Origin of the sequence: Pseudomonas fildesensis, assembly GCF_001050345.1 — a bacterium.
GTDB classification, from domain to species: Bacteria; Pseudomonadota; Gammaproteobacteria; order Pseudomonadales; family Pseudomonadaceae; genus Aquipseudomonas; species Aquipseudomonas fildesensis.
In genome coordinates this window covers 163,258-178,190 of the sequence record NZ_LFMW01000011.1, presented here as the reverse complement: position 1 = coordinate 178,190, position 14,933 = coordinate 163,258, and the positions used below count along the sequence as shown (strand labels likewise).

General features: G+C 55.6%; 13 protein-coding genes. 3 read left to right on the top strand and 10 right to left on the bottom strand.

The annotated features are described in order from the left end of the window. Positions 1-95: 95 nt before the first annotated feature. Positions 96-260, bottom strand: coding sequence for a hypothetical protein (locus ACR52_RS30930; protein WP_162835389.1), 165 nt, complete (start codon positions 258-260; stop codon positions 96-98). A 727-nt stretch (positions 261-987) separates the two neighbouring features. Between ACR52_RS30930 and ACR52_RS16815 the strand changes: the two genes are divergently transcribed. Next, positions 988-4,389 (top strand): type III effector HrpK domain-containing protein, encoded by a 3,402-nt coding sequence (locus tag ACR52_RS16815; RefSeq protein ID WP_048726458.1) that lies wholly within the window; start codon positions 988-990, stop codon positions 4,387-4,389. 394 nt (positions 4,390-4,783) lie between these two features. Here the strand turns inward: ACR52_RS16815 and ACR52_RS31305 are convergent, their stop codons facing one another. Further along, on the bottom strand, positions 4,784-5,068 hold the full coding sequence (locus ACR52_RS31305; protein ID WP_236692161.1) for a hypothetical protein: 285 nt from the start codon (positions 5,066-5,068) through the stop codon (positions 4,784-4,786). On the opposite strand from ACR52_RS31305, the gene ACR52_RS29535 reads away from it, so the two are divergent. Continuing rightward, the gene (locus tag ACR52_RS29535) at positions 4,949-5,197 is read left to right on the top strand and encodes an IclR family transcriptional regulator domain-containing protein (protein ID WP_330219087.1); all 249 of its coding nucleotides are present in this window, start codon (positions 4,949-4,951) and stop codon (positions 5,195-5,197) included. The genes ACR52_RS31305 and ACR52_RS29535 overlap by 120 nt on opposite strands. Positions 5,198-5,357: 160 nt before the next feature. Here the strand turns inward: ACR52_RS29535 and ACR52_RS16810 are convergent, their stop codons facing one another. From ACR52_RS16810 to ACR52_RS16775, 8 genes are all read right to left on the bottom strand, one after another. Beyond that, positions 5,358-6,428: a protein-glutamate methylesterase/protein-glutamine glutaminase gene (locus ACR52_RS16810; protein WP_048726455.1), complete on the bottom strand. Its 1,071-nt coding sequence runs from the start codon at positions 6,426-6,428 to the stop codon at positions 5,358-5,360. Continuing rightward, positions 6,425-6,946: a chemotaxis protein CheD gene (locus ACR52_RS16805; RefSeq protein WP_048726453.1), complete on the bottom strand. Its 522-nt coding sequence runs from the start codon at positions 6,944-6,946 to the stop codon at positions 6,425-6,427. Before ACR52_RS16805 ends, ACR52_RS16810 begins: the two co-directional genes overlap by 4 nt. Continuing rightward, positions 6,939-7,742, bottom strand: a complete 804-nt coding sequence (locus ACR52_RS16800; protein WP_048726450.1) for a CheR family methyltransferase — start codon at positions 7,740-7,742, stop codon at positions 6,939-6,941. Before ACR52_RS16800 ends, ACR52_RS16805 begins: the two co-directional genes overlap by 8 nt. 21 nt (positions 7,743-7,763) lie before the next feature. After that, a complete protein-coding gene (locus tag ACR52_RS16795; RefSeq protein ID WP_048726447.1) occupies positions 7,764-8,288 on the bottom strand; it encodes a chemotaxis protein CheW in 525 nt (174 codons plus the stop codon). A gap of 61 nt (positions 8,289-8,349) precedes the next feature. Continuing rightward, positions 8,350-8,772: a response regulator gene (locus ACR52_RS31300; RefSeq protein ID WP_082143176.1), complete on the bottom strand. Its 423-nt coding sequence runs from the start codon at positions 8,770-8,772 to the stop codon at positions 8,350-8,352. A gap of 2 nt (positions 8,773-8,774) precedes the next feature. Next, positions 8,775-11,669 (bottom strand): sensor histidine kinase, encoded by a 2,895-nt coding sequence (locus ACR52_RS16785; protein WP_236692160.1) that lies wholly within the window; start codon positions 11,667-11,669, stop codon positions 8,775-8,777. A 401-nt stretch (positions 11,670-12,070) separates the two neighbouring features. Beyond that, on the bottom strand, positions 12,071-13,378 hold the full coding sequence (locus tag ACR52_RS16780) for an amidase (protein WP_048726441.1): 1,308 nt from the start codon (positions 13,376-13,378) through the stop codon (positions 12,071-12,073). A 68-nt stretch (positions 13,379-13,446) separates the two neighbouring features. Then, the gene (locus tag ACR52_RS16775; protein WP_048726438.1) at positions 13,447-13,860 is read right to left on the bottom strand and encodes a VOC family protein; all 414 of its coding nucleotides are present in this window, start codon (positions 13,858-13,860) and stop codon (positions 13,447-13,449) included. Positions 13,861-13,971: 111 nt separating this feature from the next. On the opposite strand from ACR52_RS16775, the gene ACR52_RS16770 reads away from it, so the two are divergent. Next, positions 13,972-14,838 (top strand): LysR family transcriptional regulator, encoded by an 867-nt coding sequence (locus tag ACR52_RS16770; RefSeq protein WP_048726436.1) that lies wholly within the window; start codon positions 13,972-13,974, stop codon positions 14,836-14,838. Positions 14,839-14,933 lie beyond the last annotated feature (95 nt).

Here is a 14,933-nt window from a genome sequence, read left to right as displayed (position 1 = left end):
CAGGCAAGGGCGAGTCAGACACCGAAAAACGTAGAGTGAAATGCAGCGTAAGGGCCAGGTAGGCGAGCAGCCTTGCAGCTGCCCGCGCAGCGACGTCAGTTCTGCGGACGTTGCTTGGTCGCATCGAGCTCAGCTTTTTTGGCTGTGGTCAGCTCGGTGATTTTTGCCGACTTCTCGATAGCCATATTGAAAGTGGCTTCCATTTTTGCGATTGCTGCATCTGCGCCGCCGCCGGAGCTTGCTGGAGGAACTTCACTCATTTTGGATCTCCTTGCTTTAGATGGGATGTCTTCAGCCGCAAAGCGGCGTGCTCATACTTCAGGCATCACAGTAAGGAAGCTTTATTACAAATAAACTTCAGCTCACCGCTCCGCACGAATCGATATTACGCAGATGAAATCATTCGACGCTGTGAAAACTTGTGAAACCTCACGCCTGCAACTAACCAACCTCAAAGCAATATCATTTAGCCTTCACTCATGAGCGCCAAACTTAATATAATTCAAAATATTTCCTTAGCTTTTTTATGGAACTTTATTTTAAATAACTGTCCTTTTCGCCCTTAGTAGGAAGGGATCAAATAGCCATCAGTCATTTGCCACCCCGCCGGCCAAAACCCAGTGCTTCAGCGACTATCCGGTTGTGAAACGTTGTGAAAACGTCCCTGCACAGCCCCTCCCCTGCGCCCCACTCTGATAATGTCCTCGTCCATCGCTAGTTAAGGTTCAACAACTGAAGCTGCTGCGACGAGTAACTTCCCAGCGTGACTTGAACACCCAAAACACTTGTATCTCGCGTCACCAGACCCGTGATCCGTGAAACTAAGATGTGCGCCACATCACACTTTTATCGCGCACTGATAATTAACCGGCCGAATAAACAATGAGTTAGCTGTATTTATCAACCCCAACAATGCCCTCGCATTTACGCAGCCACCTACTCTTAACAAGTGACTGACTTGTTACTCATCGATACAGGAGCCTGAATATGTCTATCTCTGTGACGGATTTGAAAAAAAACCCAGCTGCAAACCAATCCGAATCCCAGTGGGACGGCTCGGTTCAGCGCGCCAAGGCCAAGGAAGCCGGTATCGAATGGCAACTGTCCGAAAACGATCATCGTTCGACACAAGAGATCATCGATGGCAGCCCATTGCTCAAGAACCTCGGCAATCAGAGTGACGTAAAAGACAAGCTCAAGGAGCGAGTGGGCGATTTCGAAACCGACCGTGACGCGGCCTATCGCGCCACGCAGGTGCTGGAACACATCGAGCAGTTGGACGAAGGTGGCAGTCGCGTGGCCGGCAAAGACGTCAACAACAGCCGAGTGGACGGTTTCACCAAAAGCGGCGAAGCCAAGCATGGTACCGAAGCCGGGCGCCTGCAGGATTTCGGCAAGTTCGGCTTCGATAACCTCGAGGGCAAACTCAAGAACGTCGACACGGTTGCCGATGACCCGGTCGCGCGTGAAAAGGCCGACGCTCGGGGCATTCAATGGGTACGCCCGGAGAATGACCAACGCTCCGCACAGCAGATAATCGACGACAGCCCCTTACTGAAAAACCTGGGTAACCAGAGTGGCGTGAAAGACATGCTCAAGGAGCAGGTCGGCGACTTCGAAAATGACCCGGACGCCGCCTATCGCGCCAAGCAGGTGCTGGACCACGTTGTGCGTTTTGACGGGAATGGCGAACGCCTGGCGGGCAAGGATGTCAACAATGACAGCGTAGATGGCTTCACCAAAAGCGGCGAGGCCAAACACGGCACTGAGGCCGGCCGCCTGCAGGATTTTGGCAAGGGCGGCTTCGACAGCCTCAATGGCAAACTTGAAACTGCCGCCAACGTCGGCAGCGATCCCAAGGTCCGCGAGGCAGGCGAGAAAGCCGGTATCGTCTGGGAGCTGCCGGAGGGCGACAAGCGCTCTGCCAGCGATATCATCGACGCCAACCCCCTACTGAAGAATCTCGGTAACCAGAGCGGTGTAAAAGACGCCCTCAAGGAACGTGTCGGCGACTTCGAGAATGACCCGAACGCCGCCTTCCGCGCCAGCCAGGTGCTTGATCGAGTCGTTGGCTACGATGAGAGCGGCAAGGTCCTTAGCGGCGCAGACGTTGCCAACAGCAGTGTCGACGGGTTCACCAAAAGCGGCGAAGCCCGAAACGGTACCGAAGCAGGACGCTTGCAGGATTTCGGCAAGTTCGGCTTCGAGTCACTGCCCAAGGCCCAGGCCAGCGAGGATATCGCCAGCTACAAGGACTTTCTCAAGGCCAAACCCGACGCCGACGAAGGCTCCAAACAAATCGCCCAGTACGCTGCCATCCTTGAGCAGAAGTACGACTCGATTCGTGGCAAGACCGGCGCCGATGGCGCACTCACCGAACAGAACATCAAGGACTACAAAGACGCCAATCCCCAACTCAGCGCCAAGGAGCAGGAAGCGTTGGACTTCTGGGCCCAGCCGGGCGCGTTCAAAATGCTCGACGCCGCCCGCAACCCGCTGGCCAATACCGCCGACGGCAAGGTCGGCAAGGCCGACATCCAGAACTGGCTGAAGAACACTGCCCCGGCTGATGCCCCAGGGCTGACCAGTCTGTTGTCGACTGTGATATCGGGCAACGTGACCCACAATGTCGACACCAACAAGCTGGGCGCTGATGTATTCGAACACCCCGAAAACTACACCGCAGAGCAAAAGGCCGCCGTGCTGATGGACCTGCAGAATGCGCAAAAGCTGGTGGTCGACGGCGCCACCGCCGGGATGTGGGGCGACGATTACGGCAAGGTCGCCATCGCCAACGGCTCCGGCGCGTTCTGGCAACCGGACAAGGTGCTGCAGGATATCAACGACCACATCGCCCTCCTCCAGAACGACAAGCCTACAGCCGAGTTTCTCAAGACCCGTGGCGATGAGGCGATGAAGGCGCTGTTTGATGACAGCCCGGAGCTCAAGGCGGCGGTGACCAAAACCTACGAAGACCAGATCAAATCCGGCAAGGCGCTGGACACAGCCTGGGACGCCGCCAACAAGGACGGTAAGGTCGATCAGCCCAAGGCGCTGGCGGACTTTTATGGCACTGCCCGCAGCCTTCAGACGATGCTGGGTATCGACAAGGCCGACGAGATTCAGGCAGGCGTGGGCAAGTCCTCCCACAGTGAAGAATTCAAAACCTACTACAAAGACACGTTGGCCTCGGGTGATCGTCTGCGCGAGCTGCTCAAGACCGAAACCCCTGAAGCGGCCGCCAGTGCCTTCAGCATGGAAGTCGCGCTCTACAACGCGACGCTGGACCCGGAGTTCACCGGCACACTCGACAAGCAGTTGAACGACAACTTCTCCAGCATCGTTCAGGAAAACGCGTTCAAAGGCGCAACCTTCGATGACCTGAAATCCGCCTACGGTAAAGACGGCGGCGCGGAGCTCGATGAAGACAAAGTGCGCAAGCTGATTGACGACATACGTCGGGAATCACCCGAACTGCTGATGAACAAAGACGGCACCCTGGCTACAACCGATCAGATCCTGGCGGGTTTCCGGGGCAACTGGGACATGTTCCGTCAGGGCATCAAGTCATTGGACAGTATGCAATCGCTGGCTAAATTCGACCCCAGTGGCGATGGCAAGGGCGCCTACAGCAGCGGTGTCCTGCACGGGGTAAGCGGCCTGTTCCTGGCTGGCGTGACGATCGCCCGTGGCGTACAGGGCGCAGGCAAGCTGACCGAAAGGAACAAGGTCGATATTGCGACCGGCTCAGTCATGACCGCCACCGTGCTCACCGAAGGTGGCACCAAGGCTTACAAAGAGTACTTGGACACCGCGATCAAAAACGGAGAACAGTCGCTCGACGACATGAGGACCGGCAAATTACCCAGCGATTTGCTCCAGCAGGTCAAGGACAACGTCAAGGACGGCAAGAACGCCAAGGTCATTGCTACTAGATTCGAGGACAGCGCCAAAGGTCTGGGTGGTCTCGCAGGTATGGCGATGGGCGCCTACGGTATCTTTGACGGCGTACAGGCGATTCGTCGCGGCGACAATCTGACCGGTGGTTTCGGGATCACGGCCGGCTCGCTGGGAGCCCTGGCCGGTGCGGCGTCAGCCGTCGAAGGAGGTCTTGGGCTGCTCAGCAGCAGTCTGCCACGGGTTATCCCTTACCTGGCCGGTGTCGCCGGCACAGCCGGAGTTCTGGGCGTCCTGGCCGGAGGCGTGGCCGTGCTTGCCGCGCTGATCCCTGGGTTGGTCAGGGAAGGTCAGCAGCAGGCCAAGGCTGATGATTTCGCCCAAGTGCTCGGCGGCTCGATCGAGCGCTACGGCATCGACGGTGTCAAAGACGGCACAATCAGCGACATCCCGACAAAAGATTGGCCAGGCGGCGAACAATGGACGTCCTGAAATAAATCGACTACCGGGCGTGCCGGCGCAACACTCGAGGAGATTTTACTCAGCTGAACCAAGGGGACCTGGAGCACTAGCTCCAGGACCTGAGCCTGGAGGCAAGCATCCCGCCGTATCGGACTCCTTGCGCGGCGTGCAGCAGAAACAAAAAAAGACCCAAAAGTCCTTTTTTTCTACCCTCTGCACACTTCAGCTGAAGCCTGCAAACGCAATATTTGGAGCGGGAAACGAGACTCGTATCTAGCGTACAAACCATTGAAATATAAGAGATTTATTTTCTTGCCGAAGCAGGAAAAGACTTAATTCTGGACTTGTTTTGGGGGTGTTTCAAGAGCAAAAAAGGGTAACGCCAACCCATGACGCGCGCGGCGCGGGGGGCAGGCAATCGGTACTAGAGTGTCGATGGTTTTGGAGCCTTTCCGCCTGATTTTTCCTGCGTCAACATTCTCAAATCCCAAGCGAAACAGGTTTCCCGCGCAGTAGCTATCAGGCACTCATTGGCCCAGGAAAGAGTTGCCCAGCAGGCAGAGTTCAGCCCCAATGACAACGGACCAGCATCGAGGCGTATCTGCAAGAACTGCAAGTAGTTCGCGCCCAGGGCTACGCCGAAGACCATGAAGAATTTGAAGACAACATGCGCTGCCTGGCCGCACCGATCCGCGACCGTTTTGGTCATGTGATTGGTGGCCTGAGCGTGTCATTCCCCTGCTTTCGCTTTCGCGAAGAGCTCAAGCAGGACTACGTCAAGCGGTTCATGGAAGCCACGCAGCAGATTTCCAGGCAATTAGGGTGGCATGCTAATTAGCTTACGCAATCTGTCCAAGGCGCTGCTTCTGATCGAGGGGGCTATATCTCGAACAGAAAACCACGCGCCCCAACCCATTACTGAGAGGCATTATTCGCTAACTCACCTACGCCCTATGCCACCCTGATTTAAAACAACTGCTATCCAGAGATCTGAACAGTCAGCGGCGTTGATGCATGGATTGCAAAATCGCTGCTGAAATATGTTCAAGGGGCAACTCGCGCTCCACCGCCCCCAGTTTGAATGCTTCCTTGGGCATGCCGTACACCACGCAGGAGTCTTCATCCTGGCCAAGGGTCCGGGCCCCGTTGTCGTGCATTTCCTTCAGGCCACGCGCGCCATCGTCCCCCATTCCCGTCATGATGATCCCCAGCGCGTTAGCGCCGGCACTGCGGGCGACGGAGCGAAACAGCACATCAACCGAAGGGCGATGCCGGCTGACGGGGGGGCCGTCAACAATTTCAACCTGGTATTGAGCACCACTGCGTTTGAGCAACATATGCCTGCCGCCGGGAGCTATCAGTGCACAACCGGGAATGACGCGGTCGCCATTCTTCGCTTCCCTGACCTCGATCTCGCACAGTCGATTGAGGCGCTCGGCAAACGCTGCGGTGAAGTGTTCAGGCATGTGCTGCACGATCACGATTCCTGGGCACACCCTGGGCAAGGCGGTCAACACCAACTCCAGGGCTTGAGTACCGCCCGTAGACGTACCAATGGCGACGATGTTTTCGGTGGTGCGCGCCATCGCTTGGGCGCCCGCCGGAAGAATGACATCGGCACTCAACCTCACGGGAGCGCGTTCGCTGGAGGGCACCATGCGTTTCATGTTGGCCTTGGCTGCAGCCTTGACGGCGGCCGCCAATTCATCGGAACTGTCGGTCAGAAACTGGCGCAGATTGAGTTGTGGCTTGGTCACAATACTGACCGCCCCGGCAGCCAGAGCCTGCATGGTGGTGGCGGCCCCCTTTTCGGTCAACGTGGAGCAGATGACCACGGGTGTGGGGTGCTCCGCCATCAGCTTCTTGAGGAACGTAATGCCATCCATCCGTGGCATCTCTACGTCCAGCACAATCACATCCGGCCATTGCTTGTTCATTTTGTCCATGGCGAACACAGGGTCCGCCGCAGCGCCGATGACTTCGATGGCAGGGTCTTGCCCCAGGGTCGCGGTCAGCACTTGGCGAACCACAGCGGAATCGTCAATGATCAGTACTTTGATAAGGCTCATGTCGCACGCTCTCCAACAGGGCTGCCGCTATTTTTCTGCAAGGCCAGGTAGTTGAGTTCAATGTCACCATTGGCAAGATCGAACACCACGGTTCGATAACCCACGCCTTCCACGTGGAAGTTGTGACAATGCAACTGGTGCAGATTGAGCAAGTGCCGGGCTTGTTCGACATTGCGCTGCCCGACGTAGTGATTGTCCGGACGCATAAGCCCAGGGAACATGTTTCCACCGCCAAATACGCTGATTCTGAACTCGGACGGCCGGGCCTTGCTCGCGTGTATTCGATCGAGCAACAATTCCAACGCCTCATTGCCATAACGCCCGTCCAAAGCACGCGATTTCACCACTGCGCGCTGGGGCAGCAAGTAGTGACACATGCCTCCCAACAAGTGTCGGGGATGCCAGAACACCAGGGCCACACACGACCCCAGCACCGTACGCAGCCGAATCGCGCCAGAGCCAAAAAACCATTCGCCAGGGTTTAGAAAAACCTCGTTAGACGATCGTTTGTCAGGCATGTGGCCTCCGGTAGATTGAAGGTTTGACCAGTCTCAGCTCATCGGTGATGCCATTGAGGCTCTCCGAATGGCTCACCAGAAAATACCCGCCGGGCTTGAGATGGCTGACCAGCCGCTTGACCACTTGCACTTTGGTGTCGTTGTCAAAATAGATCATCACGTTGCGCAGGAAGATCACGTCGAACATCCCGAGTTTCGGCAGCGGATTATTCAAATTGATGGCCTGAAAATCGATCCTTGAGGCCAGTGCCGGTTCGACCATGAAGCGACCGTGGTTGGCGCCGACGCCCTTGAGGCAATACTTGTTGAGCAGCGCTTCGGGAATGCCGCGCGTACTTTCGAGGGGGTAGCGTCCCAGGCGCGCTTTGTCCAACACCCGGCTGCTGATGTCCGACGCAACAATCTCCCAGGGCCTGCCTGCAAGGTTGTCCGCCAGGACCATCGCCAGGGTATAGGGCTCTTCTCCGGTCGAGCAGGCGCCGCTCCAGATGCGCAAAGGCCCGCTGCCACGGAGTTCGGGCAGCGCCACATCGCGCAGGAAATCAAAATGCTTGGGCTCGCGAAAAAAGTAGGTTTCGTTGGTAGTCAGCATGTCGACTGCCACCTGCAACTCCGTACTGTCCTTCATCAATACCTTGTAGTAAGCGCCGTAGGTATTGAGCTTGAACACTTGCAATCGCTTGGCCAGCCGAGCGCTCACCAATTGTTTTTTGGCATCGGACAGGCTGATGCCCGCGATTTGATGAATGAGGTTACGAAACTGCAGGAACTCGGCGTCGGAGAGAATCACGTTCATAAGGACGTTCCCAAAGAAGAATCAGGCGGTTGAGGGCTGCGGGGACTCAAGGTTGACCAGCGCATCGACGTGCTCCAGCGACAACACGCGTCCGATGTCCAGCAACAGTACAAAACCGCTCTCCAATTTGCCGATGCCCAAAAGAAAGTCGGCCCTGACATCGGTACCAAAATTCAAAGAAGGTTCGATGTCCTGTTCGGCGATTTCAAGCACCTCGCTGACCGCATCCACAATGATGCCCACTGGCTTGCGCAAGGTACTGGCCTGTACCTCGATGATCACAAAACATGTTCTTGAGGTCTGTACCGTGCGCTCACCGCGAAAACGCACCCCCAGGTCCAATACCGGCACCGCAGCGCCTCGCAGATTAATCACGCCGCGTATGCTGGGGGGCAACAAGGGCACGCTGGTGATCGGCCCATATTCGATGATCTCTCGCACGTTGAGCGTGCCGACGGCGAACATCTCATCCCCCAGCTCAAAGGTGAGGTATTGGCTCGGGCTCGAGACCGTGGCATTGCCTGGACTTTCGATGGATAACGCCATGATTCACCTCGGATCAATTACTTTCCGGTCGCGCCTGGAGGCACGGCCGTACGCGTCGAGCTCACATCAGACCGGCCATCTCATCGACACACAAAACATGCTCAACTTGCAGCAGCGTGACAAAGTCGCCTCGAACCTTGGTCATCCCCCTGATGAAGTCGGTACGAATAGGGTTACCGAAGGCCGGCGCGGGCTTGATATCGATATCAAGGATCTCGATCACTTCGCTGACCGAGTCCACCACCACCCCCAGGACCTGGGACTCGCCCTCCTTCGCCGCCTCCAGAATGACGATGCACGTACGGCTACCTGGCATATTCATGTCGAGCAACAACAGGTCGATCTCGACCTGACGCAACAGCTCGATCAGTTGCGTTCCACTCTCGGCTTCCGCCACCACTTGCACATCGGCAACCAGCATGAACAACTGCTTGAGCCCTTCGCGCATGATGGTGTGGTCATCGGCGATCAGCATGCGAATCATCACTACGTATCCTTGTGCATCGGAATGAACGCCTGGACCGTCGTGCCCTGTCCAGGATGGCTGAAAATGATCACTTTGCCGCCCAACATCAAGCCGCGCTCCCGCATGCCTGCCAACCCCAAGGTCTGGCGGGTGACTGCATCTGGGTCAAACCCCTTACCGTTGTCCTGGACCTCCAGCAGCCAGTGCGTTTCCTGTGGGCTCAGGGTGACGCTGACCTGTGTGGCTTCGGCGTAGCGAGCAATATTGGTCAACGACTCCTGCACGATGCGGAACGCGGCGGTGACGTGGGTATCGGGGAGCGTCAGAGGAATCAAAGGCAGGTGCAACACACAGGGAACCCGGGTCAAGGTGACGAACTCGGTTGTCAGCCATTCAAGTCCGGAGACCAGCCCCAAGTTCAATGCAGACGGTCGCAGGCTGGTGGAGACATCACGCACGACCTGGATCGTCTTATCCGTCAGCGTCATCAGGCGCTCGACCTGAGGGGTGAGTTCGGGCGTGGTGGCGCCGAACTGAAACCTCAATAACGAGATGCCCATGCGCAGTGCCGTCAGGTGCTGGCCCAGTTCGTCATGGATCTCTCTGGCGATCAGTTTGCGCTCCTCTTCCCGAGCCGTTTCCCGACGAGTCGAGAGATCACGCAGTTGCGCATTTGAGTTGGCCAAACGCCTCTCAGCAGCGCGCAGCTTGGAAATATAGCGCCCCACCGCCAGTACGCTGACTACCCGTTGGCCGTCGACCTCTGGAACAAAGTGGATCAGCACCACTTTGGGGGCGTTCTTCAAACCCGAGAATAGAAACTCTTGCTCCGTCGCTTGATTTTCATGAATCACCTGGGCAACCAATTCGCGAAACAACTGAGATTGGGTATTCAAAGGCGCTACCGCCTCCATGGGCATTCCCACCAGCTCCGGCCAAGCCCCGCCCACCCATTTTCTCAGTTGCGCATTGACGTAGAGCACTTCGCCATGAGCGCTCAACCGAGCGACCGCGTCCGGGCTGTTTTCGACCAGCGCGTTAATATCGTGCTGGCGTTCGAGTTCTTTCTGCCTGGCCCTGGTCATCAAAGTAATGTCGCGGCTGATCACCAATATCTGTGAGCCCGCGAGTCCCGGGTCCGCTACCGGCACCAGGGTAAAATGCAGACGACGAACTTCGTTGCGAAGCACCATGCCCTCATCTGACTCAAGCACGAGGCCTGCGGCCGTGCATTGCTCGCAAAGCACCTGGAGTTTTTGCGCGCTCAACCGACCAAATATCGACTCGAGCGTCTCACCGATAACGTCCACATGAGGTTTTCCCAGCGCTTGTAACATCGCAGGGTTGACCTCAACACAACGCAGGCAGCCTACCGGCGTAACCTCCAGCAGACAAAGCATGTCCAGGGTATGGTCGAAAATGTCCCGGTAACGGCGCTCTCGCTCCCGAAGTAACGTTTCGGATCGCCAGCGTTCAATCGCAATGGCCGCAATGTGACACGTCTGGCGCACGCGCTGAATCTCGCTCTCATCCGGCTCAAGAGCAGAAGTCTGGGACAGCTCGAAAGTACCGAGGACTTGCCCTTGCTTGTCTACGATTGGTTCGGACCAAAATGCAGGATTACCGTGAGCAGTGCGCGAGGGAGGAGGCATGCACGTTGCGGGGCTAATACATTGCGACTCTACGATCTTTACGCCGCAGGACCGATGGGGCAAGGCCAACTGCAGATAACTCACGAGTAACGCCAGCGTTTCCTCTAGGGAGGCGCCCGTCGCCATTTTTTCGAAAATACCCAAGCGCGCGTCTTCCAGGACTTGTTGCTTGCGTAGCTCCGTAATGTCGTGGGCCAGCGCCAGCACGCCGACCACCTCACCGTTATTGCTGCGCTCGGCCATCAGGCTGACCGCACAACTCACATAGTCGCGACTGTCAGCGACATTCCAACTGTTTAAAAATTGCGCTGTCTCACCCGTCGTTAAGACATGACGCAGTTGGTTGAGGTAATCACCCGCGTCCTCGTTAGGGCTAACGCCTATGGACTCCGCATAAGACATGCCGGTCAGCCGTAAATATGTCGGGTTAACGTAGGTGCGCAGAAGATTGCAGTCGTAACGCACAATGATGTTGGGTGAGTTTTCCGCGAGGGTGAGAAATTTGAGCTCGCTGCCCATCAGTGTTTCGCGAAGCTGCCAGTTCTCGGTGATGTCTTCGAGTTGAGACACAAAGCAGGACGGTTGCCCCTGATCGTCCCGCACCAATCCAACGGTCAACCGTACCCATACCACCTGCCCGTCGCGATGGATATAGCGTTTATGCAGCGTGGCACCGGGCCTGGCACCGCGCTTCAATTCGTCAATCAGTTGCTTGCCGACCTCGCGGTCTTCGGGATGGGTCAGCGCCATGAACGTGGTGGTTTGCAGCTGCGCTTCGCTGTAGCCAAGCAGCTTGCAGATTACGCCATTGGCCCTTAGCCAACGCCCGTCCAGTGACACCAGCGCCAAACCCGTACCGGAGGAATCGAAAATGGACTTAAGGGGAATGTCAGAGAAGCTTTCGTTGCTCGGACAAGGCGCCGGCGACTCAAGGCTGGGAGTAACCTCAACAATAAAATAGTCATCGCGCCACAGCGTCATCGATACGCTCAATCGGCCGGACGCTCTCGCGGTTGCCTCGAAAAGCGCGCGAGAGTTCCCGTCCGCTTTTTCAAGCGCCGCATAAAATAGCCAATGGTCCTCAGGCCGCAGAAGGGAGAGAAACTCGGAGCCCAAGTCAGGAAATATCGCATTTTGGAACTGAAAATCCAGGAATGCGGGATTGCCAATCACAACCCCGGCGGCGCGGTCCAACACCACAACCACTCCCGAAAGACAGCAAAGCACGCTCTCGAGGGTTTTCAGCATTTCATCGTCAACCATGACAGCTCCCAAATGCATCCATTGCGAATCATTCTTCCTTCCGGGAAATGCCGCATCACAAAAAATTATAAAAAGATCATTACCCCTCGTTAAATAAGACTTTAGTCACCAACTACACATCCTACAAATCGAACAATTCAATTGAATTTATTCACGCCTAGTTAGAGCAAAGACACAGCCAAACGGATATAAATAAAAATTCAAACCCCGCCTATAACTATTCTAAATGGTGCGCAGCGCAAACTGACACACACTATTGAGCAATACCGGATTAATGGCATTTCAAAAAACACCTTTCAACGCCGCCTGCGGGATTGTAGCTCAAGATCGAAATAGCAAGGGATTGTAGTGGTCAACCCCACTATTGAACGGGTGAGGCCGAATCCAGTTGTACCGATGCATCAAACAATGGTTGATGTTGCACTGTGCTTCCCATTCCTGAGAACCGCATCAATCTGCTCCGCCGCTTGTAATAAATGACAGTCACTTCTAAAACCTCCGACCACTTGAAGTCCGACAGGCAGTGCCCCTGCCGGCCTGCCGAGAGGAATATTTATTTGTGGCAATCCAAATGCCATCCAAAACTTGCAGAAATCGGAAGGTCCGGTGACTTCAAGGCCCAGTGGGGCGACGCTTCCACAGCTCGCACCCAGCACGGCATCGAAAGGCCTGAATATCTCTTCCAACACAGGGGCCAACCTTGCCAGGCGGCGCTTGGCTGCGGACTCCTGCTCCCATGTCGTCAAACGGGCGCGCTCAAACATGGCTAACAATTCGACACTTAGTTTGTCGGGATGCATCTTAAGCTCTTTGGAAAACGAGCGGGCACCCTCGCAATCGTTTATCAGCAGATGATCATCAAACACCGCCGCGAACTCCTCAGGCAGCAACACCTCGCTCACTTGATGCCCTGCCGATCGCAGGTCCTCAACAGCGGCCTCCAGTGCTTTGGCCACGTCCTCGTCTATCTGATCCCAGCGGGCCGTACGGCAGAAGCCGAAGGACCGAAAATTGCGCTCATGATTGAGCTTTGGAAAACCTGGAATCAGGACTTGAGCCATCAGCGCCAGGTCTCGAACGGACCGGCCATACCAGCCCACCGTGTCGAAGCTCGGCGCCAGGGGTTTGACTCCCTCAAGGGAAACCAACCCATACGACGGCTTGAACGCATAAAGTCCGCAATAAGATGCAGGCTTAATCAATGATCCAGCCGTCTGTGTCCCCAAAGCGATTGGGAAAAAACCAGCCGCCATGCCTGCCGCCGATCCGGCGCTGGAGCTGCCAGGTGTTCTGTCAAGATCATGTGGATTGCGGGTGGGGCCGGTATGCATGTAAGCAAATTCGGTGGTATGGGTCTTGCCCATAATGACCGCTCCCGCCTGTCGCAGGAGTGAGACGACATGGGCATCACGCGACGGACAGTTGTCATCATAGATCGGAGAGTAAAAACGGGTGGGATGGTCCATGGTGTCATAGTTGTCTTTTATCCCCACCGGGACACCCGCCAAGAGGCCTTTCGCGTGACTCTTTTTTAATTGGGCGGCTTGTGCGCGCACTCTGCTTGGGTCAAACGAAACGAAAGCTTTTATGCTCTGCTCCCGTAATTCGACACAGTCAAGAAAGTACTCGGTTACCGTATCTGCGCTCACGATATCCGCAAGCACCATCTCCGAAAGGCTGGTGGCGTCAGATTTTTCAAACTTATGCATATTGCTCCTTCCGAGCTACTGATAGCCCAACGAACACACTTACTGAAACGACATTGCCCTGGACAACTTCAATTCGCGTAAATCGTTTGCAAATCAGCGAAGCCTTTTATCTCGATAGGGTTCCCGGCAGGGTCGAGAAAGAACATCGTTGCTTGTTCTCCGGGTTGTCCTGGAAAGCGAATGCCCGGCGGAAAAAAAAATGCCTGTTCGCTTTCGATTAAACGGTCTTTTAAAACAACCCAGTCTGACATCTTTACTATCACGCCAAAGTGCGGCATCGGCACTCGATGCTCACCAACATTACCTGTATTGCTTACCGGGAAAGGCTCTCCCAAGTGCAGCGACAACTGATGCCCAAAAAAATTGAAGTCAACCCACGTGTCGGTACTGCGACCTTCCTCGCAACCCAGTAAATCACCGTAGAACCGCCGGGAAAGCTCCAAATCTCGAACGTGAATAGCAAGATGAAAAATCGACTGCATAGAGGCTCCTGACAATCACTGAAAGGTCGAAATGACTGAATAGGAGAATAGTGTGCAATCTCTTTCAAAAGAGATAGCATGTAATTTTTACGCTCATAAAAAGAATAATTTATGGAGACGCGTTATTTGAAAAGCCTCATCACCGTCGTGGAGTGTGGTTCCATAGCACATGCTGCACGTTTGGAAGGGCTGACTGCAGCAGCGGTCAGCCAGCGAATTCTCGCTCTCGAACGCCAGCTCGGCTTTGAATTACTCTCCCGCGTCGGTCATGCAGCCAAGCCGAGCCAGGCCTGTCTTGGCCTATTGCCCAGGGCTAAACGCATCGTTCGAGAGACTGCATTACTGGAGGGAGACGCCGACGTGGAGGGGCTTACGGGGCAATTAAGGATAGGCGCGATTTCGACCGTCCTGACTGGCCTCTTACCCGTTGCATTACGGGCACTTACCGAATCAGCGCCAGGCCTGAAGCCAGTCATCGTACCGGGAACATCGCGCTCGTTGTATCAAGCACTGCTCTCAAACGAAGTGGATGCCGCCATATTGGTGGTTCCGCCATTTGAATTACCGAAAGCATTGCAAAGCGTCTCACTGCGAAAGGAGCCTCTGGTATTTCTGTCGAAGGAAGAGTCCTCGGACAGTATCGCGGATCAACTGAAAGCTCTCCCCTACATTCGGTACGATCCAGACGCGTGGGGCGGACGCCATGCTGAGCATTACTTGGCAGACCATGAGTTGATGCCAACACCGTTGGTGGACCTCGACGCACTAGAGACTATTGCCATGCTAGTAGCCGAAGGGCTGGGCGTAAGCCTTGTGCCCTATTGGTCGGGCTTTGAACGCTGGAGCCATAAGTGTGTTGTAAGTCGACTTGATAGTGATCGATATGACAGAGAGATTGCACTTATCAGTCATGCCCAGACCGACCGGCCCAACATGCTGAACGCGTTGTGCAAAGCACTTTTACCAGAGAAAGAATAATGCTCATCCTGCGCTGGGCACCTTGAACAAACGTTCGAGATCACCCCCCTCAAAAAGTTTCACCTGTCCTTGTTGGCCAGCTCTTAGCTGCTGGA